At 45.6% G+C, this 23771-nt stretch carries 17 protein-coding genes; 4 read left to right on the top strand and 13 right to left on the bottom strand.

The genetic code is table 11. The features are described 5' to 3' along the window. Positions 1–18: 18 nt before the first annotated feature. A complete protein-coding gene (locus RLO19_RS27960; protein ID WP_446360677.1) occupies positions 19–357 on the bottom strand; it encodes a metal-sensing transcriptional repressor in 339 nt (112 codons plus the stop codon). 277 nt (positions 358–634) lie between these two features. Here RLO19_RS27960 and RLO19_RS27955 point away from each other — a divergent pair, with 277 nt between their 5' ends. Continuing rightward, positions 635–1837, top strand: a complete 1203-nt coding sequence (locus RLO19_RS27955) for an HhoA/HhoB/HtrA family serine endopeptidase (protein WP_446360632.1) — start codon at positions 635–637, stop codon at positions 1835–1837. A gap of 175 nt (positions 1838–2012) precedes the next feature. Here RLO19_RS27955 and RLO19_RS27950 read toward each other — a convergent pair whose 3' ends face one another. The 9 genes from RLO19_RS27950 to RLO19_RS27910 form a co-directional block, all read right to left on the bottom strand. Beyond that, positions 2013–2792: a pentapeptide repeat-containing protein gene (locus tag RLO19_RS27950; RefSeq protein ID WP_446360631.1), complete on the bottom strand. Its 780-nt coding sequence runs from the start codon at positions 2790–2792 to the stop codon at positions 2013–2015. Positions 2793–2961: 169 nt separating this feature from the next. Next, positions 2962–3966 (bottom strand): zinc-dependent alcohol dehydrogenase family protein, encoded by a 1005-nt coding sequence (locus tag RLO19_RS27945; protein ID WP_446360676.1) that lies wholly within the window; start codon positions 3964–3966, stop codon positions 2962–2964. Positions 3967–4246: 280 nt separating this feature from the next. Beyond that, on the bottom strand, positions 4247–5257 hold the full coding sequence (locus RLO19_RS27940; protein ID WP_446360630.1) for an ABC transporter permease: 1011 nt from the start codon (positions 5255–5257) through the stop codon (positions 4247–4249). A 747-nt stretch (positions 5258–6004) separates the two neighbouring features. Continuing rightward, positions 6005–7657: an ABC transporter substrate-binding protein gene (locus RLO19_RS27935; RefSeq protein ID WP_446360629.1), complete on the bottom strand. Its 1653-nt coding sequence runs from the start codon at positions 7655–7657 to the stop codon at positions 6005–6007. A gap of 210 nt (positions 7658–7867) precedes the next feature. After that, positions 7868–9010, bottom strand: a complete 1143-nt coding sequence (locus tag RLO19_RS27930) for an AI-2E family transporter (RefSeq protein WP_446360628.1) — start codon at positions 9008–9010, stop codon at positions 7868–7870. A 21-nt stretch (positions 9011–9031) separates the two neighbouring features. Continuing rightward, positions 9032–9805, bottom strand: coding sequence for a uroporphyrinogen-III C-methyltransferase (gene cobA, locus RLO19_RS27925; RefSeq protein WP_446360627.1), 774 nt, complete (start codon positions 9803–9805; stop codon positions 9032–9034). Between the two features lie 226 nt (positions 9806–10031). Continuing rightward, positions 10032–11531: an HlyD family efflux transporter periplasmic adaptor subunit gene (locus RLO19_RS27920; protein WP_446360626.1), complete on the bottom strand. Its 1500-nt coding sequence runs from the start codon at positions 11529–11531 to the stop codon at positions 10032–10034. A gap of 201 nt (positions 11532–11732) precedes the next feature. After that, a complete protein-coding gene (locus RLO19_RS27915; RefSeq protein ID WP_446360625.1) occupies positions 11733–12341 on the bottom strand; it encodes a hypothetical protein in 609 nt (202 codons plus the stop codon). Positions 12342–12506: 165 nt separating this feature from the next. Next, a complete protein-coding gene (locus tag RLO19_RS27910; protein ID WP_446360624.1) occupies positions 12507–12719 on the bottom strand; it encodes a mersacidin/lichenicidin family type 2 lantibiotic in 213 nt (70 codons plus the stop codon). A 493-nt stretch (positions 12720–13212) separates the two neighbouring features. Between RLO19_RS27910 and RLO19_RS27905 the strand changes: the two genes are divergently transcribed. Both RLO19_RS27905 and RLO19_RS27900 read left to right on the top strand, forming a co-directional pair. Continuing rightward, a complete protein-coding gene (locus RLO19_RS27905) occupies positions 13213–13488 on the top strand; it encodes a mersacidin/lichenicidin family type 2 lantibiotic (protein ID WP_446360623.1) in 276 nt (91 codons plus the stop codon). 290 nt (positions 13489–13778) lie between these two features. Further along, complete coding sequence (locus tag RLO19_RS27900) at positions 13779–17141, top strand: type 2 lanthipeptide synthetase LanM family protein (RefSeq protein ID WP_446360622.1); 3363 nt, start codon at positions 13779–13781, stop codon at positions 17139–17141. A 531-nt stretch (positions 17142–17672) separates the two neighbouring features. Here RLO19_RS27900 and RLO19_RS27895 read toward each other — a convergent pair. Then, the gene (locus RLO19_RS27895; protein ID WP_446360621.1) at positions 17673–18680 is read right to left on the bottom strand and encodes a radical SAM protein; all 1008 of its coding nucleotides are present in this window, start codon (positions 18678–18680) and stop codon (positions 17673–17675) included. 159 nt (positions 18681–18839) lie between these two features. Then, positions 18840–19043 carry a hypothetical protein gene (locus RLO19_RS27890; protein ID WP_446360620.1) on the bottom strand — a complete coding sequence of 68 codons (204 nt, stop codon included), beginning with the start codon at positions 19041–19043 and terminating at the stop codon, positions 18840–18842. Positions 19044–19412: 369 nt separating this feature from the next. On the opposite strand from RLO19_RS27890, the gene RLO19_RS27885 reads away from it, so the two are divergent. Then, positions 19413–21566 (top strand): peptidase domain-containing ABC transporter, encoded by a 2154-nt coding sequence (locus RLO19_RS27885; RefSeq protein ID WP_446360619.1) that lies wholly within the window; start codon positions 19413–19415, stop codon positions 21564–21566. A gap of 325 nt (positions 21567–21891) precedes the next feature. On the opposite strand, the gene RLO19_RS27880 is transcribed toward RLO19_RS27885, so the two are convergent. Beyond that, the coding region (locus RLO19_RS27880) for a GTPase (protein WP_446360618.1) at positions 21892–23771 on the bottom strand (1880 nt) is incomplete at its 5' end.

Raw genomic sequence — 23771 nt, 5'->3', positions numbered from 1 at the left:
CTATCCGCACCAAGAGAACTATGGCAAAAATCGATCTAAGGCAGTCTTCAATTGTTCGATTTCCGCCTCCATGTTACCTTCATCAGCCGCCCGACCGATACATTCAGTTAAATGCTCATCTAAAATAACTCGGGCAACTCGATTTAATGCGCCTCGCACCGCTGCAATTTGCACCAGCACATCTGGACAGGGGCGGCTTTCCTGTACCATCGTCTTAATCCCTCGGATATGTCCCTCAATTCGAGAAAGCCGATTGACAATTCGCCGTAGAGACTCCTCATCGTGAACATGAGTGTGGCTGGATGCAGCATGATCATGATCATGCTCTCCATGGCTGGTGTGGCAGGATTGATTCAGTGACTGTAAGTCTGAGTCTGAGCGAGTATAGGTTTCATTAATCAATGGCTTAGCTCCAGTTCGGGATTGGCAACATTTATGGGTTGGTTCTTCTGTTCATCGTAATCCAGAGTCGAGATGTTTGGGAGCAAGGTTTTCTAATGGAGGGGAACCGCTCATCGCTGAAACACTTTTGGCTCAAAGAACGTCCTGGATTAACCAGCCAATGTTAAGCAATTGTGACAATCATTTTGATAGATGATCATAGATACATACAACTGAACTCAAGAATAAGGCTATGCGATTGACAACGTTGTTCCCTCGGTTACGCCAAATCAGCGCTTATCTGATTGCGATCGCAACAGGTGTTCTGTTGACGGTTGGGTTTTATAATGTCTCACCCTCTCACGCTGAACCGGTCTTGACAAATGAACCCGAATCTCCCATAGTTCTCGCCCAACGCCCACCCATTACCGATATCGGCGGCAGTTTTGTCACGGCGGCGGTGAATCAAGTGGGACCTGCGGTGGTGCGGATTGACACGGAACGCACAGTGACACGCCGCCTTGATCCATTTTTTGATGATCCGTTCTTCCGACGGTTTTTCGGGGAGGAGGCGCTTCCCCAAATGCCCCAAGAACGGCGTCTGCGGGGTCAAGGTTCTGGCTTTATTATTGACCCGAGTGGTGTGGTTGTCACCAATGCCCATGTGGTGGACCGGGCTGATAAAGTAACGGTGATTCTCAAAGACGGACGCCAATTTGAAGGAAATGTGCAGGGTGTCGATGAAATCACAGATTTAGCCGTGGTCAAAATTGATGGTAACAATTTGCCGGTTGTCACATTGGGAGACTCCACTAATGTGCAAGTCGGGGATTGGGCGATCGCAGTGGGCAATCCCTTGGGGCTAGATAATACCGTGACGCTAGGGATTATCAGTACCCTTCAGCGATCGAGTGCAGAAGCCGGGATTCCCGAAAAACGACTCGATTTCATTCAAACCGATGCGGCGATTAACCCCGGTAACTCTGGGGGACCACTGTTAAACCAACAGGGACAAGTGATTGGTATCAATACCGCCATTCGTGCGGATGCGATGGGAATTGGTTTTGCCATTCCCATCAATAAAGCTAAAGAAATTACTGCCAAATTGATGCGCGGTGAAAAAGTTGTCCATCCGTTCATCGGCATTCGCATGACCACTTTAACCCCTCAATTGGCGCAAGAAAATAATCGCGATCCGAATTCCTCATTCATGGTACCGGAAGTGAATGGGGTTTTAGTCGTGCAAGTTGTGCCAGATTCACCAGCGGCGGCGGCGGGTATGCGTCGTGGGGATGTCGTCACGGCGATTAATGGACAATCTGTCAATAGTGCACAACAGTTACAACGTTTGGTTGAGAATAGTGGCGTGAATCAAGTTCTCCAAGTCAAAGTGGTGCGGGGTAATCAGACGAAAACTTTATCAGTACGCACAGGCGAAATGCGAGAAACGACTTAGTGCCCAGAGGTACAGTAGCTAATGTAGAGACGTGCCATGGCACGTCTCTGAACAAGATGGACTTTATGTTGTGCTTTTTCCAGAAACTCGATAGTATAGAAACCTACAATAGGAATGACTTTAGGGGTTGACAATAAAGAATTTTAATGCACTAAAGTGCTTACTACAAACAGGTCTATTCAGGAAATTTTTGCTCAGATGAGGCTATGGCTTTAATCGTCTCGATTCCCCATTCGGCTAAGGGGTGATTTAGGGTGGCTAAATAGTCCCATCCTTGGCGATACATGAGCAGTAATTCAGCCAGGTTTTGCTTTTCTTTGTCGTCCCCAGCCGCTTGTCGGATAATTTCTGCTAATAATTCTGGCGAATTTAAGTTTAATGTAGTATCCTTGAGGTTAACTCCACTCAGGTTAGCACCACTGAAATTAGCCTCCTGCAAATTAGCATGACTGAGATCTGCCCTAGTCAAATTAGCGCTGACTAAACGCGCATGACTTAAGTCTGCTTCACTCAAATTCGCCTCGCTTAAATTCGTCATACTCAACTCACTCCAACTGAAATTGGCTTTATATAAATTGGTCTGACTCAAATCAGCGTTAATCAAAGTGGCATTGCTCAGATTTGCTCCGACTATTGTAATGCCAGTTAATTGAGCGCTGATTAATTGAGCGCCGATTAGTTTGGCACCGCTGAGATTGGCATTAATTAAGTTGGCTTCTATCAGGATGGCATCGGTTAAATTCGTGGCAACTAAGATGGCACCACTAAGATTGGCATTTAGAAATAGGGTTTGACTAAGGTTTGAGCCGAATAATAGTGTGTTGCTAAAATCAGCATGGCTGAAGTTCGCCTCTTGGAGTTTTTCAGTAATGAGTGTTGCACCTTGTAAGTTTATGCCGGAAAAGTTTCGTTGATTCTGGCTATATTGCTGAAGCAGTTGGTTTTCTTTGTTCATTTTTAGTAATAAGTTATGACTTATAAGCTCTCACCCCCAGCCCCTCTCCATCCCCCCTAGCCCCCCTTTGAAAGGGGGGGATGGAGAGGGGGGGAAAAAGGGGGGAATGAAGGGAGAGGGGAGCAAGAGAGGTTAATCCATTAAATTAGGTGTGCCATGGGACTTCTGTTTAGGCAATCTGCAAGGCGATTTTTCCAGTGGTTGATCCTGATTCTATAGCTTGATGAGCGCTAACGGCGTCGGGGAGGGGAATGGTTTGAGAGAGGTGAATGTTTAGCTTACCTTCATCTATCCATTGGGCGCATTGTTCGAGAATGTCGGTTTGGTGTTCCTGCGCCGCAACCAATCCTTGGAGTGCTGGTGTTAACATGAGTTCTAGGCTAATCCGCAGATTTCGCGATCGCGCCGTTTTCAATTTCCCAATATTATAGTCAGGTTCGAGGATGGTGACCAAATCCCCGTACACTTTCACGGCGGGAACGGTATCGTAAAAGGTTTGACCCCCCACAGTATCAAAGGCTACATCTACACCTCTTCCCTCTGTCCAATCTAAGGCGGCTTGGGCAAAGTCAGTTTGTGTGTAAAGGATGGGTTGGTCTGCGCCGAATTGACGTACTAATCGGGCTTTTTCCTGAGAACTCACCGTCGTACACACATTAGCCCCTTTGATTTTGGCAAGCTGAATGGCAACATGTCCAACACCACCAGCACCCCCATGAATCAGCGCCGTTTGTCCGGCTTCTAAGCGCCCTCGGTCATATAAGGCTTCCCAGGCGGTAATTAGGACTAAAGGGGCGGCGGCGGCTTCTGTAAAGGATAAGGATTTGGGTTTTCGGCCGACCCAGCGTTCATCAACAACTGTGAGTTCTGTATAATTCCCCGTACCCGATTTGCCTAATCCACCGGCACAGAAATACACCTCATCGCCAACTTGAAATCGGCTGACAGCAGAACCCACGGCTTCGACAACACCCGCACCATCACAGCCTAAAATGGGGGACCTTTCATCGGGATAGAATGTGCCACGGCTTCGCAGTTTGGTGTCAATGGGGTTAACGCCTGCGGCTTGGAGTCGCACTAAGATGTCTCTATCGGTTTGCAGTTTCGGTTCGGGTACATCCTGCAATTGCAGCACCTCTGGCTTACCCGGAGTAGTCATGACTACGGCTTTCATTTCTTTGTCCTTTGTCATTCGTCCTTTGTCATTTGTCCTTTGTCAGTTGTCCTTTGTCAAGGAATAGGGAATTTTTTCTAAAAACGGTAACACAAAGATACAAAATATCTCCTCTGATGCTTGATAACTTATCTGACTTTTCACGGGAAGTCTAGAAACTATTGTATAGACGCGATGCAAGAAGCGTCTGGGCGGGCGCGAGTTACATCAGGTTGCAACGGAAAAGATAGTTGTAGAGACGTTGAATGCAACGTCTCTACAACTGACGTTGCGCCACTTGCTATTTATATTTAATTCTCGGATCAACTAGCGCATAGGAAATATCAACAACAAGATTAACCAAGACAAAGATAATCGAGATAACAACAACGCCTCCTTGAACAATGGGATAGTCTCGTGCCAAAATTCCTTCGTAAATCCAGGAACCAATTCCGGGCCACGAGAAGATAGTTTCAGTTAAAATAGCACCACCTAAAAGTGTACCAAACTGCAATCCAATAATTGTCACCACGGGCAATAGAGCATTTTTTAGACCATGGCGAAGAATCACCCAATATTCGGGAATACCTTTTGCCCTAGCTGTGCGAATATAGTCCTGGGAGAGAACCTCTAACAGAGAAGAACGAGTAATTCGCGCTAAAATGGCTAAGGGAATTGTGCCGAGGGTTAGAGCAGGTAAAATGAGGTGAGCGAGAACATCTTGTAATAGGTTTATATCTAATTTTAGAATAGCATCTAAGAGGTAAAATCCGGTAATCGGTTGAAAGGTTAATCCCGCTTCAATACTAATTCGTCCACTGGGGGGAAACCAGTTTAAGGTAACGGCAAACAGGTAAATTAAAAGTAATCCCAACCAATACACAGGCATGGAAACCCCCAGTAATGAGCCAATCATGGTTATGTTATCGGCGGGACGATTCTTATAAACAGCCGCTAAAACTCCAGCCGGGATTCCCAGAATGACGGCGACTATCATGGCGGCTAGGGATAATTCAAAGGTGGCGGGAAAGCGGGTTCTAATTTCATCGATAATGGGAATACCGCTGATAATACTTGTGCCGAAGTCGAGATGGAGTAGATTGTTGATAAAGGTGAGATATTGCAGGGGTAAGGGTTGATTTAAACCGAGTTGTTCCCGTAAGGCTTCTACCTGTTCAGAGGTAGCTCGTTCTCCTAGCATAACTGTTGCGGGATCACCGGGGATTAGGTGAAGGAAGAGAAAGACTAAAAGGGTAATACCCAGGAGAACAGGTAACAGGTTGAGTAGGCGCTTGATGATATAGTAAGTCATTTTCTGGTTTAAAGTTTTTCACCTCAAGTCTTTATCCTATAACGGTTTTTACGGTTAAAATGGGCGCACGTCGGTGCGCCCCTACAATGGTAATTCATCAATTCAGGTGTGCCATACCACTACATCCTTTGTAAGTTGTAGGTTGGGTTTCGACTTCGCTCAACCCAACGGAATCTAACCCGATTATCATCAAAGGCAAGCACACTTGGACTTTAGACTAATCAGAGCCAATCATACCTGGGCGATCGCACTTCTTTTGATAACCACTATTCACTAGATACCACTTGGCTCTTTCTTTCTCCTTCGCTACTGACATTTCCTGAGCTTGACTCAATGTCGTTTCGCCTCAATTTGTCAAGTTATAATAACTTAAACTATTCTTTCCCCCAGAACGGTTTAAATTTTCCAATCAGAGTCTTGTCTCAACAAAACGTCATAATTGCTCGTTTTTCACCTCTTTTTGGGAAAAAGCTACGAATTTTCAAGGGTTACAGCGATTGTGAGAGGCTTGTGCGATTTTCAGGTATACTATCTATGGTGGGTATTTTGTGGGCAAAATTAATTTTGACACAGTTAAATCCCTTGCATATTCGTAAAACTTTGTATAATTTATAGTTTTCGTCTCACTCCCAATGTCTCCTTGGATGCATGTATTTTTTTTAAGTTTCGAGAAAAATCATGACTAAGTATTGACTTAATTAAGGGTTTATCGTCAACGCTCTGCTTTTAATGGCGAAGACAGAGCAACTACAAACTTTTGCTTATTGTCTCAAAGGGTTCTGAACCCAAGGGACTAGGTGTCCACTCGGTAACAGTTTTGCGTTTTGCCAATAAAGGTTGGGAATGAACGATGGGTAATCGGACGGCTTCTTGGGCGACAATTTCATCGATTTGGGCATAAATTTTAGTCCGTTCGGCTTGCTCATTCGTCGCCCTTCCCTGTTCTAAAAGCTGGAGAACTTGCTCATTTTTCCAGCCGCCTAAATCCTCAGTTGCGCCGGGACCAAAATGAGCATAGTAAAAGTTATCGGGATCACCATAATCCCCTGTCCATCCCAACATAAAGGCTTGAAATCCTGGCGGTTTTCGGCGATCCTCTAAATAAGCTGCCCAATCTTTGGTTTGTAAGTTAACGTTAATGCCAATAGCACTTAATTCGGCGGCTATCGCTTCGGCGATGGGCTTAGGTGTGGGAAAATAGGGACGACTGACGGGCATATACCACAAATCAAGGTCAAAGCCATTGGGATACCCTGCATCACTAATCAGTTGTTTGGCTTGTTGAGGATTGTAGGGATAATTGATAATTTGCTCAGACTGATACTCCGACAGAGACGGCGGAGTAAAATGATTATCATGTTGACCCAATTCTCCCCAGAAGGCGGGGACGATTTCCGAGGTGTTAATAGCTTGTGCGATCGCACGACGCACCTCTACCTTAGAAAGGGGTTCATAGCTGGGATTTAGTGCCAAATAGCCGACGTTAAACGAGGGACGAAATAGGGCGTCTAGGTTGGCATCATTTTCAATTTCGGCTAGTTGATCCGGGGCTAAATCCACAGTAAAATCAATAGTACCCGCCCGTAATTGTGCCAACCGTGCCGAGGGATCAGTAATGAAGCGAATCACCAACTGATTAGACTTCGGTAACTCAGGTTTCCAATAGTTCGGATTCTTGTCTAGAACAATGCGATCGCCAGTCCGCCATTCTTTAAATATAAACGGTCCCGTACCCACTGCCAAGGATGCAGGCGTACCATAATCCGCCCCCGCTTGTTTTATTGCATCGGGACTCGCCATCCCAAAATAACTCGAAGATATCGCCGCCCCAAATGCAGCAAAAGGTTGCTGAAGGATAAACTCAATGGTATTATCATCCACAACAACAATATCTTGTAAAATTGAGTCAGGACTTCCCTTATACCCGCCAAACAAATTCGCCCAAATCTCGTAATTTTTCCCCGCATCCCGATAGCCAAACTCACTGTCAGGATTCCACCAGCGCTCTACATTAAACCTTACCGCTTCGGCATTAAAATCGCTACCATCGTGAAATTTAACATCATCGAGCAACTTAAATGTCCACGTTTCCCCATCCTCAGATACCATCCACTCCGTCGCCAACCCTGGTTCTAACTCCGTGGTTCCCGGTTTAATACTCAGCAAGGTATTATAGATTTGATGCTGAACGACAAGAGAATTGCCGTCAGTAATATTTCCCGGTTCCAGGTTCACCGGTTGTCCACCCGAACCATAAACCAGGGTATCAGCAGGAATCGCGGAACTCTGGCTAATTTGGGTAGAGGGAGTATCACAATTCGCCAGCCCTAACGCCAAAGCCAAGCCAATAATACCTAACAGAATAAACCGAATCAGCGATCGCAGATTAGATGCGTTCATACTTTGCATTACACAGGACACAACAAAACCCTTAAACTCTCATCAACTCTTACCTTAAGTTCGTAGTCAGGGCTTTAGCCTTAAAATTACAACCGATTGCCATACACCACTAACTCCCTCTGCGTTCTCTGCGTAAACCTCTGCGTTCTCTGCGTTAAAAAAATATACAGACTTAATCCTACAGCCTTTCTGGGCGCAAGGCTTGCGCCCCTACATATCTTGAACCAACTCAGCCGATGGATTCACCCCGGTATTGCGATCCTTTCTCGCCTTTCTTATCTCAAACAAAGCCTCTTTAATCACAACAGCAGTGGGTACCGCCACAATCACGCCCAATAATCCCCCCACCCTTACCCCAATTAACAGAGAAATAAACACCCAAAACGGATTTAACCCCGTAACACGACCAAAAACTCTCGGCGCTAATAAATTTTCCACAAGTTGCTGAAAAACCACCGCCACCGCCAATACCTGAACCCCCAAACCAATATCTCGCAATGCCACAAGTAACGTCACTAAAGCTATACCCACAGAACCGCCAAAGGGAACAAGTGCCATAACTCCAATCGTAAACCCAAATAACAACCCAAACGGAACCTTGAGTAAGACAAATAGCGAAATTAACCCCGACGCCATACAAGTGGCAATAATAATCTGCCCGATAAAGTAGTTCTGGAAGCTTAAGCGTAGAGTATTCGACGCCGATTTCTGCAGTTTATTTGGTAACCATTCAATTAAACTACGCCAGACTTCTTGACCATGCTGGAGTAAATAAAATGTAGAAATAATGGTTAATAGTACATCCAAAACCTTGGTTACCGTAAACACGGCTAAATTTAGAGTTATGTTCAAGGTTTTAGACGCGATTATTTGCAGTTGTCCCTTCAGTCGGTCATTGATTTGAATAATTAAACCATCCAGGCTAATCGGTAAGCTAAAATCTTCCAACCTCTGATCCAACATTATCAACTGACGCCGCCCAGAATCGAACCATTCGGGTAAACGACTCACCAATTGTTGGGCTTGAGTAAGAACTAGGGGAAACAGCGTTACGCCAATAGCGAACAACAGCAATAGCGCCCCTAAAAACACAAAGAAAGCGGCTAATCCTCGCTTAATTCCCAGGGTTTCTAACCAGCTTACCGGATAGTTCAACAGGAACGCTAACAGGGAAGCTGCCAATACCGTGACAAGTAGGGATTGAAAATAGGCGAAAATTTCCGAAAATGCCCATGCATTTAACACCGCCAAGGGTGCAGCCAGGGCGATGACTAATAACCGTGATGGGGGAGTTAGGGACTCCCACCAGCGCATTAACTTGTTTTTAGGTGTGGATGACCCGGAATTGACCATCTATTTCCACGAAGCGTGATCCTAACTAAAAATTATAGGTTGGCAGTGGCTCAAAATTTGCTGTAGATTAACCACATCACCAATAACCGCGATCGCAGGCGCTTCAAAGCCAGTTGCTTCCACTTGCTGCACAATGGTTTCCAGAGTGCAAATTAGGTGTTCTTGCTGTGGTGTGGTTCCCCAGCGAATTAAAGCCACGGGGGTGTCTGGAGAACGTCCGGCGGCGGTAAGTTGCGCCACGATATTGCCCAGATTATGCACCCCCATATAGATTACAATAGTTTCACTTCCCTGTGCGATCGCCTGCCAATTGACTTGGGGGCGATATTTACCTACGGCTTCGTGACCGGTGACAAAGGTGACGGATGAACTATACTGGCGATGGGTCAAGGGAATCCCCACATAAGCGGGTGCTGCAATCCCCGACGTGATACCTGGAACCACTTCTACCGACACACCCGCCCGAATTATATCCTCCATTTCTTCCCCACCGCGCCCAAATACAAAGGGATCACCCCCCTTGAGGCGTACCACAACGGCATTTGTTTTGGCTTTTTCAATTAGCAACTGTGTGGTTTGTTCCTGGGGTAATGAATGACGCCCGCGCCGTTTTCCGCCATTAATCTTTTCTGCCTTCGGGTTAATCATTGCCAAAATCGGCGCACTGACTAAAGCGTCGTAAACCACCACATCGGCATGTTCTAACAAAGTTTTACCTTTGAGGGTAAATAATCCGGGATCTCCGGGTCCTGCGCCGACTAAATAAACTTTACCAAGATAGTTAGGTTGATTCATTATCCTCCAATAATACCATTCATTTCAATTAATCTATAGTCCATCCCCTCAAATGTCACACTCATTTAGAATTGCTATATCTGCCATCTCTCATATCTCATCCTTCATCCCTATAATCTATGGGGACTACCCAATTCATCTGGTTACTTAGGATACATAATCCTCACCCAAATGACATTTTTGCATGTAAACCATGCGACATTAACATTTATCACCGGACTTTGCCTTACAAATCGGTCAGCAATCTCGCTTTTCTGAGAATAAACGTCAAAACCGTTTCTTCTGTGGTAATAATATCGGCTCTCCCTTCCATACCCGATTGAATCAGACAATTTTGTCCATTAGAATTCAACTGTAAACCTTCGGGCTGAATGGTTACGTCGTAAGCCGGATTCGCTGTAGTTGTAGTCGGATTAACACCATTCTGTTGGGGTGAAATGGCGTCTGGAGAAATGGTACTAACTGTACCTGGAAGCGTACCGTAGTCGGGATAGGAACAGGCAGAGACGCGCATTTGTACCCGTTGACCTGTTTTTACTTTACCGATATCCTGAGAGGGGACTTGGGCTTTAATCACTAACGGCGCTTCACTAGGAGCAATTTGTGCGATCGCATCTCCTGAATTGACGACTTGTTCTCGGTTGCGGAGATTCAGTTGTTGGATAATCCCAGACGCTGAAGCGCGAATCACAGTACCCGTCAGTTCAGTTTCCACCTGTTGGAGTTCGTTCCTATCTCGGTTAAGTTGGTTCTGGAGTTCCACCCGACGCTGGATCAGTTGTGAGTGTTCTTGGTTTAATCGGGATAGGCTGGCTTCCCCTGTAGCGCGTTCTTGGGCGATTTTCTCTAGGGCTATGGCGACGGTAGCATTACTGGGATTCAGGGTGGCTGATGCCCCTGCTAGTCTAGCTTGGGCTGCATCAATGGCGGCGGCGAATCGTTCGATGTCTTGTTTTTGGGCTTCAACGGTGGCTTTTTGGGCTTCCAGGGCTTGTTCTTGTTGAGTGACAGAGAGTTGGGCTTCCTGGAATTGATCCTCAGACAGGGCGCCCAATTCAGCAATGGGTTTATAGCGATCGCGTCTGGCTTTGGCGGCGTTTAAGGCGGCTTCGGTGGACTTTAAATTCGCCTGGGCTGATTTTAGCTGTGCTTGTTGTCGTTGTAAATCTTCTTTGGCTTGGGTTAAATTGGCTTGGGCTTCTTGAACTGAGGTTTGGGTAGTGATTTGTCTATCTCGATAATCCCGTTGGGTGTGGTTAAGTTCAGCTTTGGCGGAAGCGATGGTGCGTTGGGTGCGATCGCGTTCGGCGCTAATCTGTTTATCGAGGGCAATAATCTGGGCGTCGATTTGCCTAACTTGTTGTTGATTTTGTTTCAGATTACTTTGTAGCTGGCTTTTTTGAGTTTGGAGGCGGGAGTCGTCAATGGTAGCAATAATATCCCCTTGTTTAACAGGTTGGTTTTCTTTTACCTGAATACTTTTCACGGTTCCTGGGGTGGCGGCTTGTACCAGACGCAGTTCACCCGCTGGACGAATTGTGGCAGGGGCTTTTACAGTAATATTGTATTTGGTGAAAGCGGCAAGGGCTACAGCGATGCCACAGGTGCCTACTAGAAACAATCCGCCTAGGGTTGTCCAGCGACTGATGGGCGGGAGAAATTCGTCGCTTTGAATTGGGCGGAGAATGTTAGGGTTTGATTCACTGAGCATAATAGAATTAAGCAAGATTTTTATTAGTGAGGCAGGGCGGGTTTCGTTGTTCAGTTAGTTCTGACTAGCTAAGTTGATTCCCTAAACCCGCCCCTACAATTGTTCCTAAACCCGCCCCTACAATTGTTCCTAAACCCGCCCCTACAATTGTTACATTTGGCAATAAATTTTGGGGTTCAATAAATCAGGGCGCACGTCAGTGCGTCCCCACGGTTGTCAAGATGTTTCGTAACTATCCACGATGAATTGAAAAATACCCAGCAGTTTTTCCAGTTCATTGATGTAATATCGCTGGTTATCCACAAAAACACAATTGCCCTCTAGCTTCAAAAATTGCCAATCTTCTCCCGTAGTCACACAGCCGTAAATCCCAGAAATTGAGTTATCTTCTAGCTCGTTAAAGCGTTGCGCTCCCAACATTTGAGCAATGCACTGACCCAAACCACCTTTGATATCGCTTTTCTTCGCTTCTACCAACGAGACAATCGGAGCCTGCATCGTCATAGAAACAGGACTTTTAGCCAAGATAAAATCACATTCTCCTTTCAACCCTTGCTCCTCGTCTACATCGAGCTTTTCGCCAGAATAGATGGATAGTTTATTCGGATTTCGTCGTTCTAGCTCAATTAAAATGGGGGCAATAATAAATTCTGAACGGGCTTTTTCACTGGAGGAAAACAGAGCTAATTTAAGGCTGTAGCTAAGGGTTTCCTGTAGCCAATTACTTGGTTCTAATGTAGCGACATCACTGAAAAGCTGAACCGATTTTTCAATTAGTCCAAAAGCTTTTTTAACCTGATTCAATGAAAAATCGCTGTATGCCATAGCAGCCGTTGAGAACTAGACTAGGATTTAGCCGTAGACACGACTACTATAGCGTTTCTAACTGGAGGTCTTTAGTTGGATGCCATACCAGGTATCGGAATACCCGCGAGTGGCTATGGCTATTATTGTTGAAAACTGTATTGGGGCGAATAGAGCGCTAGTCAATTAACCGCTTATGTTTACATGGGGTTTACTTCTTTCAAACTTCCCCCTAGCACTCAGCAAACCACCTGCCAAGGCTTCCATCATCTGTTCATCTAGTTCTAGTTCTTCCCAACTTCCAGCCGGATTATCGGGTAGCTTTGCCTGTTCCTCTTTACTCAAACTCCTGCGGTACTCTTCATCTTTCCAAGCGCGGATGATATCGTTGTTTGACATTTTTTCTGTTCCTCTATTTTGAAGTATATAGGGTTTGCTGAATAAGTGCTGTGGTAAAGGGTAGACAAGAGGCAACAGTCAACAGGCAGCAGTTTCACCCCCCTGTCTCATATCGCATCCTCGAAAAATGCCAGGATTTCCAGCGTATAAGTGTCAAAACCTTGCCCTTGATACACCTTTAATCATTCTATAACCCTTGATGTATAAGGATTGGTAACTTGTGTAGCCAACCCTATACCCTATATATGTTTACTTATCATACATTTACACTTATCACATTGGCAATGACCTAGGAAACACTATAACTTGACTTTCACCACGACTTGTATGTATCGGTTCCACTCCAATCCCCTCATCCTCCTGCCAACTGCCTCCGCTATATAAGCTGTTCGGCATTTCAACAAGTAAGATAAAACTATTGACAAAATGCTTTTATGCTGCTATTATAACTGGATAATAAACTTGTGTTCGGTAAACATCAAGGATTAAAGCAATGTCAAATATCGATATCATTCGCGCTTGGAAGGATGAGGAGTATCGCAACAGTTTAAGTGAAGAGGAGCGTGTTCAACTGCCCGAAAATCCAGCGGGACTAATTGAGCTGTCGGATGCGGAAATGGAAACTGTATCTGGTGGCATACCAGCATGGACAATTATTATTGCGACTGCTGTACTGACCTGTGGTCTATGTCATACGGCATACAGTACCTGTGGTCATGGCGGCTGTCAGAATGCAAAACAGACTCGAATCATAAGTAACGAACTATAGCAATTTTAAAGGATCTTCCGTACCTGTTATGCTAAATTACCTCAAGACGCCAAAAATTCTTGCGTAGCAAGGCTTTTTGGCATTATTTTGAGTTAACTTAGACTGTTGAGGCTAAAATCACGGTATAACTGGATTTGAAGCCGTTTTAACTAACAGTTTTGCATAATAAGTCCGGAAGAGCCAGGTTTATAATGGGGGAACTTTTGAGGATTCAAGGAGTCTGAAATATCACTGCTAGCTTGGCTTCAGATTAATATAAATTTATAGAATTGGTTTAGTTTACTCCTGCCATGAATAGTAGGAATCAACCTAGCTTCCCATCTTCCGCCTGGTATCAAGCACTCAGCTTGATTGAACGTATTGCATCACTCAGTTCAGTTGAGAGGAATACCGAGAATAGCCAGGTTGATACTAATTTAGCTGAACGTCGAAGACAGCGCTGGCAATCCCAACCCCCCTTCAATACTGACTCATACTTCGCTCAACGTCTGGCAATAGATGGCATTACTGAGGAGGAATTTATTGACCTCCTCGGTGAGCCAATTGAAGCGGTAAAAAATCGTTTACCTGATAGTCCCGATTGGCTACAGGAGTTGGCAGATGGATTTGCCAATTATACTGATGCTGATACTAGCGTAATCCTGCCTCCAGAACAGTTAGGAGAACAAAAAGAAGCTGGTTTTTTGTACGCAATTGAGCCGCTAATCAACCAAGGAATTGATCGGCTCAAAAAAGGAATTGAGTCGCTGATTCAGAAACAATCTGATGTGCCCTTTGACCCCAACACAGTAGTCAGGTTGCTATTTGCCAATCTGCCAGGAGAATTGCTGTGGAGGTTGAGTCGCACAATGGTACTGGAATTAAATGTGGCTCGTCTACAAGGACAATTGCAGGGCAATACCCCAGAGGATCGCTTCTTCAGCTTCTTACAACGCTTGCGCGATTTCCTGCGGAATAGCTTCGCTTACCGCGACATTGCCCTCTCTCTACTCCAAGAGTACCCGGTTCTGGCTCGGCAAGTCGTTATCTGCATCGATCAGTGGGTCAACTTTAGCCTAGAATTTATCCAACACCTCTGTGCTGATTGGGAGGCTATTTGCACCACATTTACGCCAGAAACAGCTCCAGGTGTATTAGTACAACTCGATACGGGTGCAGGAGACAAACATCGGGGCGGGCGTTCGGTAATAATTGCCACGTTTAGTTCGGGCTTTCAGATAGTCTATAAGCCTAAATCTCTAGCAATAGACGTGCATTTTCAGGAACTCCTCACTTGGCTGAATGAACGGGGCAACCACCCCCCATTTCGTACCCTAAATGTGATTAATCGCTATACCTACGGCTGGGTGGAATTTGTTCGCGCCCAACCTTGTAATTCCCCAGAAGCTGTTCAGCGTTTTTACCAAAGGCAGGGGGGCTACTTGGCATTACTTTATGCTATGGAAGCAATGGATTTCCACTATGAAAATTTAATCGCAGCGGGTGAAGCCCCAGTCTTAGTTGACTTAGAATCTTTGTTTCACCCGGAAAGTGAGGAATTTGATCATCAAAAATCATTCGTTGTTGCCAGTAAAAGGATGGTTGACTCCGTTTTGCGGGTAGGATTACTACCGCAGCGAATTTGGGCAAATGCGGAATCCGAAGGGATTGACTTCAGTGGTTTAGGTGGTGCCGCAGGGCAGATGACGCCAAATCCTGTACCGTCTTGGGTGGGAACAGGTACCGATGAGATGCGGTTGACGAAAGAGCGAATGGCGATGCCAGGAAGTCAGAATCGTCCTAGACTTAATGATAGTGAGGTTAATGTACTCGACTACACCGACGCGATCGCAACTGGGTTTACAGAAGTTTATCAGTTACTCCTAAATCACCGAGACGAATTGTTATCGGAACATGGCATAGTAGCCCAGTTTGCAGAGGATGAAGTACGGGTGATCTTGCGCCCCACCCAAACTTATGGGTTACTATTACAGGATAGTTTTCATCCTGACTTATTGCGTAACGCCTTGGATCGCGATCGCTTTTTTGATCGCCTCTGGCAAGAAGTTCCCCGTCGCCCCAATCTAATAAAAGTAATTCCGGCTGAACGGGATGATTTGTGGCAGGGTGATATCCCCATGTTTACCACACGCCCCAATTCCCGCCATCTATGGAGGAGTACCCATCCCTCCATCCCCCCCTTTGAAAGGGGGGCAAGGGGGGATAAAAAGAAGCTGGGGGAGAGGTTAACCAACCCACAAATTGCTGATTTTTTCACCGAATCGGGAATGGCATTGGTGCAACGCCGCCTTAAGCAACTGAGTGCAGAGGATTTAACTCGTCAACTGTGGTTTATTCACGCTTCCCTGACAACCTTGTCAATGGATGGGGATCGGGCAGGATGGACAACCTATCATCTTAAAGAAACCCAGACTCGTGTCACTCGCAAACAACTTTTGGCGGCGGCTTGTCGAATTGGCGATCACATCGAAACCTTAGCCTTGCGGGGCTCCGAAGATGTTACCTGGCTGGGGTTAACCTTGATTAAGGCACGCCACTGGACATTGTTACCCTTGGGGATGGATCTCTATGATGGTATACCAGGGATTGCTTTATTCTTAGCTTATCTGGGCGCGATCGCAAAGGAGAAACGCTACACCCAATTGGCACGAGTTGCCTTGAGATCCATTCAACATCAGATCGAGGAAAGTTCATCATTGATTCCCTCGATTGGGGGTTTCAGTGGCTGGGGCGGGATTATCTACACTTTCACCCATTTAAGTGTACTGTGGCAGCAACCGGAACTCTTAGCTGAGGCTGAAGGATTACTGGATCATTTCACAGAACTTATTGAAAAAGACGAACAATTCGATATAATTGGCGGTGCGGCTGGGTGCATTGGTAGTTTGCTGAGTTTGTATCACTGTAATCCTTCTCAACGCATAATTGATACAGCTATTGAATGTGGCGATCGCCTGCTGGCTTGCGCCCAGAAGATGACGGTGGGGATTGGTTGGATGTCAGTTAGTATGGGCAAAAAACCCCTGACTGGATTCTCCCACGGTGTAGCAGGGATAGCTTGGGCGTTGCTGGAACTTGCTGCTGTCACAGGGGAGGAGCGATTTCAGGAAGCAGCACAGGATGCGATCGCTTATGAACGCAGTCTCTTTTCCTCAGATGTCGGAAATTGGCCCGATCTGCGAGAATTTGAGACTACCGTGCTTTCTGGAAGTCCAGGACAAGTCAATTATATGACAGCTTGGTGTCACGGTGCTACGGGAATTGGCTTAGCTCGATTGCGCTCTATGCCTCATCTGGAGGATACCGAAACTCGTGCAGAAATCGACACCGCCCTCAAAACCACGCTTACCCAAGGATTCGGGATGAATCATTCCTTATGTCACGGCGACCTGGGTAATCTAGAATTATTACTGCAAGCTAGTCTTACCCTCAATGATCCTCAATGGCAGGATCATCTAAACCGTTTGAGCGCGATGATTCTCCATAGTATCGATGAATATGGCTGGCTGTGTGGAGTACCTTTAGGCGTCGAAACACCAGGATTGATGACGGGGCTTGCAGGGATTGGTTATCAACTGTTGCGATTAGCCCAACCTGAGTGGGTTCCCTCGGTGCTGGTGCTTGAGCCTCCTACTTTTAACCATAACCATTAGAATACTTTTTTAGGGCTTGCTGCACAACCCCCAAACCCTTAGCTATCAAGGCTTTGAGTTGCATTGATATTTGCTCAAGTTCAAGAAATCCGGGTTAAACCCTTTTATACCCTTGCACCGCTATCAGGGAAAATGTACTCTGACTCCCCCTGCTTCAAGAGCTCCCCCTGCTCCCTACCCCCTCCACCAGACTTATTCAGCAGACCCTTTTTAGTTATTGTAGGGGCGCACGGCGTGCGCCCATCAAACCACGGCGTGCGCCCATCAAACCACGGCGTGTGCCCATCAAACCACGGCGTGTGCCCATCAAACCACGGCGTGCGCCCATCAAACCACGGCGTGTGCCCATCAAACCACGGCGTGCGCCCATCAAACCACGGCGTGCGCCCATCAAACCACGGCGTGCGCCCATCAAACCACGGCGTGTGCCCATCAAACCACGGCGTGCAGTCTAGATCTAATACTAATATGGCTCATTCTGACACAGTGACCAAATATCAGAGTTTTACGACTTTTCCAAAATGTTTGCCCTCATTCCTCGGCGTGAGAGGCGATTGCTTCATACCAGTCAGTGATGGGTATCTCAGTCGGTGCCGTTAGTTCCTCAAATACCCGACGGCAAAGTTCTAAAAAGGAAGGGTAGCATTGCCGACGCCAATTAGCCGCCAGTTGCCTGAGAGACGCTTGTCGCAAATTTCCCAGAGCATATTGGCGAGCAAATCCATGTTGAATTGGCACAACTGTACCATCAGCCTCAATAATCAGTGGCGATAAAATATCACCAAATAAGCCCTCCGTATTTTCAAGTAAAGACGTATCTGCAAAAACCATACCAGGATATGCCCGCAACACATCTCGGTGGGCAAGATCAACTTGCACATAAAGGCGATCCCCAAAGGCTTTTTGCAGGCGCATCCCTTGCAGATAGGCATAGGCGAATTGGTTCTCGTTTGCTCTTACTCCCGCTAAACGCTCCTTGGCACGTCCAACTTCTTCAAGGGGATGAATTTGCAATAATTTCGCTCCTTGTTCAATGGCGAAATTGGCTACCCAGTCTAAGTCCTGAAGATTGTACCGTGTTAGAGTAAAAATAAATCCGAAAGGAATGCCCGATTGTCGAAGCCCTTCAAGTCTTGATGCCATTATCTCAAAAGCTTGATCTAAAGAGCGCATTCGGTTATGGAATGCAGGTACACCGTCAAGACTAATTGCGAGTAAATCCACCCGGTTACGTAGCTTTTCCAGGTGTTTCTCATCTAAGAGCATCCCATTTGAGGTAACGGTTGTTACCATACCACATTGATGAGCCTGTTCCAGCAGCTTGTCGAGTGGTTTGTACAAAAGGGGTTCTCCACCTGAAATGTTAGCAACTGTATAGCCTTCTGCACTAGCGTCGGCTATTGCCTGTTGGAGAAGTACCTCATCCAGTTCCTCCTGTTCTTGAGGGCTAGAAGAGGAGTAGCAATGAAGACATTGTAGATTACATTTTCGAGTTGGGTGGATCTGTAAAATTCGCTGACACTCTCCAGTCGGTGCCATAAAATCACGCTACTCCAAGTCCTAAAAATTTACTAAAATGTTTAGGGAGCGCACTCCCTATAAAACTGCCTTTTTTCTGAGTCAGTCTTCAGGTAGGCAATCCCCACCTGACCGAAAAATGCGACGTTGTTTTGAGACGACTTTTTGACGGATCAAAAATTACGTATATTTATTCTTCCTTAAAAAGTCAAATTCAGGCATTCCATATGGGAATCCTGGGAAGAGCTTACTTAGAAAGGGACCCGTTATACTTGGTTGAGGATGAGGATAACCCCGGAAAGTAGGAAGTAATCCCCCTTTCAACTCTTCTAGTTCTTCAGGGGTAAGTTCTACAAACAATTCTTTATCTTTAAATTCTTCCATTTTTCTCTAATCTACTAAAATTAATTTTACTTATTGGATATATTACCAATAGAATCTTTAAACGTCAAATGATGCGTGGTACGCCATAACTATATAGATATATCGTTTGTCTAAGTCGGTCGTGAAATAGCCATTCTTGCTAAGCAAACTTTGCCGCCTCATCTAGATTCCACTAGACTTATGCTCCCCATTCGGCACTTCAACTTGAAGCTTGTTTTTTCGTACCATGAAATCGGGGTAAACACAAGTATTTATACCTAGTTCAATCATTCAAAAATTCAAAAGAACATTTATCGGGTTAGGATTGTTGTGGAAAATCTTGCTCGGCAAAAGTCAATAACGATACAATAAGGTTTTGCCTTCTTAGCGGTGAAAAAATATCAGAGTGTTCTCCAACACAGCGAAGAAGACTGCGGTGCCGCTTGTTTGGCGACGATTACCAAACACCACGGGCGTACCTTTACCATTAGTCGTATCCGAGAAGCTGTTGGTACCGGACAACAAGGAACCACTTTACTCGGACTTAAACGAGGCGCGGAAGCCCTAGGTTTTAATGCCCGTTCCGTCAAAGCCACCCCGGAAATCCTCGACAAATTAGATCAAGCCCCCTTACCCGCCGTCATTCACTGGAAAGGCTATCACTGGGTCGTATTATATGGACAACGGGGCAAAAAATACATCATCGCTGATCCCGGTGTAGGTATCCGTTATCTGTCCAAATCCGAACTCGCCCAAGGTTGGTTTAATGGGGTAATGCTTTTACTCCAACCTGATGCGAGTCGCTTTTTTAGCCAACCGGATGATAGCGATAAACCCAGTGGTTTTCTCCGCTTCTTCAAGCGAGTTTTACCCTATCAAGGCATTCTCGGTGAAGCCTTATTAATTAACCTGGTTCTCGGTTTACTTTCCCTAGCTTACCCCTTCTTCATTCAAATTCTCACCGATGAGGTGTTGGTACAGGGGGATACCCAATTGCTAACGGGTGTAGTCGTTGCGGTGATGGTGATGAACCTGGTGCAAAGCAGCCTACAACTCGTACAATCGAATCTAATTGCCCACTTTGCCCAACGCTTAGAATTGGGACTTGTCCTGGAATTCGGACGGCAAATTCTGCGCCTTCCCTTAAGTTACTACGAATCCCGCCGCAGTGGCGAAATCGTCAGCCGTCTCCGCGATATCCGCGAAATTAACCAACTGGTTTCCCAAGCCATTATCAGCCTCCCCAGTGAATTTTTTATTGCCCTAGTTTCCTTGGGCTTCATGCTGTTCTATAGCTGGGAACTCACGATTGCGGCGGCGGTAATTGCTGTGTTAATGACCCTTTCCACCATCATTTTTCTCCCTACTCTGCAACAGAAAACTCGTCGAGTTCTAGTCACCGATGCCGAAAACCAAGGGGTTTTAGTCGAAACCTTTAAAGGTGCCCTCACCCTAAAAACCACCAACGCCGCCCCCCAAGCCTGGGAGGAATTTCAAAGTAGATTTGGTCGCCTTGCGAATGTCACATTCCGCACGATTCAAATTGCCATTTATAATAATGTATTCTCCGGATTAGTCTCCAATATTGGTAGTATTGCCTTACTCTGGTTTGGGAGTCGCCTAGTCATTGGAGACGAATTAACCATCGGTCAATTGCTGGCATTTAACAGCATGAATGGTAATTTTACCAGCTTCATCAAAACCACAATTACCTTTGTGGATGAATTCACCCGTGCCCAAACCGCGACAGAACGATTAACTGAAGTCATCGACGCCACTCCAGAAACTCCAGATGACAGCAAAAAACCCTTTGCCAAAATTCCCGACGCGGCGGATATTATCTGCACCAATCTTAACTTCCATCATACCGGACGAGTGAACCTGCTCACGGATTTTTCTCTCACCATTCCCGGCGGGAAAGTTATCGCATTAATCGGTAAATCCGGCTGTGGTAAAAGCACTTTAGCCAAACTCATCGCCAGTCTCTATTCCCTGCAATCGGGCAATATTCGCATTGGCATTTATAATCTCCCGGATCTCTCCTTGGACTGTTTACGACAGCAGGTTATCCTGGTTCCCCAAGAGCCCCATTTCTGGAGTCGTTCCATTTTAGAAAATTTTCTATTCAGCTATCCCAACGCCACGTTTGAGCAAATTGTCACCGCCTGTCAAATTGCCAATGCTGATGAATTTATTAATCAACTTCCCGATAAGTATCAAACGGTTTTAGGCGAATTCGGTGCGAATATTTCTGGGGGACAACGACAGCGATTAGCCATAGCTAGGGCAATTGTCACTGATCCTCCGATACTTATTTTAGATGAATCAACAGGCGCTCTTGACCCCGTAGGCGAAGCAGAAGTTCTAGACAAATTACTCTTTCATCGCCAAGGTAAAACCACAATTATGATTAGTCATCGCCCTCGCGTGATTAACCGCGCCGATTGGATTGTACTCCTAGAGAATGGACAACTCAAACTAACGGGAACTCCCGATGAATTACGCCGCTTGGAAGGAACTCATCTAGACTTCATCAACCCTTAATTTCGTAGTTGCGCTGTCTTCGCCATCAACTGACGTGGCACGCCTAAAATAGAGAAAACTAGGCGACTAGAAGTCACAACTACACAAACAAAGTCCACCAAGGTGGACTTATTCTACTGGATTTTGTATTACCTGTCATCTGTTCCTGGGATAACTAGGCTAGGCGACTAGAAGTCACAGCTACACAAACAAAGTCCACCTTCGTGGACTTATTCTACTGGATTTTGTATTACCTGTCATTTGTTCCTGGGATAACTAGGCGACTAGAAGTCACAGCTACACAAACAAAGTCCACCTTCGTGGACTTATTCTACTGGATTTTGTATTACTTGTCATCTGTTCCTGAGACAACCGCTGAATTTACAGTTTCTTTGCTAATATACTGCAAAATTCGCTCAAATTCACGGCGAATTTCAGATAATTGTTTCACCTCTTTATTTGCACCTGCGATCGCGTCTATTTCTTGCTGCAGTTTGACGCTAATTTGTTGCTCAAGTTTGCGATAGGTTTGTTGCTCTACTTCCCACAGTTGAACATTAATTTGATTTGCCAAATATTTAGCAATTGTCTGAAATTGAGTTGTAATATAACGGATAATATCGCTCATTTGCTTTTCCATCTGTGCGGCGGATTCCCGACTATCTGATTCAGCTTTTTCCGAGAAAAGGATTGTCGCTGAACTCAAGAAATGGGAGATATGAACAATCGGAGTCATTGCTTCTACCGCCTGCCAAGGTTTGACTTGAAACTCGGCTAAATTCTGGGGAGAGTTTTCTGATATCATCTTAACAGTATCCCTAAAATTTTTCAGCCAATGCAGTTTATGCTGGATGCGTTGTGCCTTTTTATAGTTATCTAAATTTTCACTATTCTGTTGAAGATTTTCCCAGGATTCTAGCAAAATATGCACTAGGTTTCCTTTCAAGATTGTACTAACATGCTGGTACAGAGATATCATCGCCTGCTTCAGGGTATTAGCTATCTTTTGTCCCGCTTGTTCATAATGGTTTTGGATATTCAGTGCCGTTCGCTGAGTCAATTGTTCAAAGTTAAGTTGGCTACCCAAGGCTAATTGTAGGATATCCCCTTCTTGAATAATCGCGGCAGATAGACGCAGAATTATCCCCTGAATCTTGGTACGCAGCCGATGGCGTTCTTGGTGTAGAATGCGATTTATGCGGGTAATAATTTCTAAGAATATGGAGTCTTGGGGGGTGGTACGACTGAGGTGGAATTGCGCGTCATCCACACAGCTTAAGGCGATGCGAATGGGTGTATCAAATCGGCTCAAATACCCTCGCTGTTCGACAAAAGTATTCAATGTTTCTATTAAGGTGGAAAAACGACTCACGTCTATCAGAAACTTATCCCCTGTATCGATTCCTTCACAGTAGTCTTTTGCGTCAATAAAACAGATGGGAAATTCATCAAGATTATCGGGATGTAAGGCTTCCGCCAAACTGCGACGGTAGTTAGCCATTTTTTCACTATCATCACCCGCCTCATCAGACATTTTATTAATCACCAGCATCATTTTCCAGCGATAGCCTTGATGGTAGGCTAACTGCTTAAAATTTTCCACCGTTATGGCGTCAAATAGCATTGAGGTAAGACAGAAAACCAACAAATCTGCCTTCGCGATCGCGCCATAAGTTATTTCATCATGATCCTGCCGTTCTGTAAAGAGTCCAGGGGTATCGATAAGTTCTATTCCCTGCCAATTATAATGAGTGATCTGATCCGTTGTGATATCTGAATGAATGGCAATATCCCGTCGCCCTGTTAAAGCTGAAATGAGGGTAGATTTTCCCGCCCCATATTGTCCCACCACCACAACACTCAGCATTCCTTGATGGCGATAGGTATTAAGTTCATGGCGTAGTTTTTGACGAATTTCAGTTAGAGGCGTTTGATTTATTTTCGCCAGATATTTGTCAAATTTGATACAGGCTGTCGTTAACTTAGACGCGACAACCGCCGATTTAAATTGAGGATAATTTTGATTCATGGAAAAGTGATTGGGGGTTGGGGGTTGGGCGAAGCATTCGCGTTGGGGTTTTGGTAGAAAACCGATGTATCTGGGCGCGAATGCTTCGGGGGTTGGGCGAAGCATTCGCGTTGGGGTTTTGGTAGAAAACCGATGTATCTGGGCGCGAATGCTTCGGGGGTTGGGCGAAGCATTCGCGGTGGGGTTTTGGTAGAAAA

This window comes from Coleofasciculus sp. G2-EDA-02 (assembly GCF_040226375.1).
Lineage (GTDB): Bacteria > Cyanobacteriota > Cyanobacteriia > Cyanobacteriales > Coleofasciculaceae > Coleofasciculus.
The sequence above is the reverse complement of the archived record's forward strand: the minus strand, read 5'-3'. Positions and strand labels throughout refer to the sequence as shown.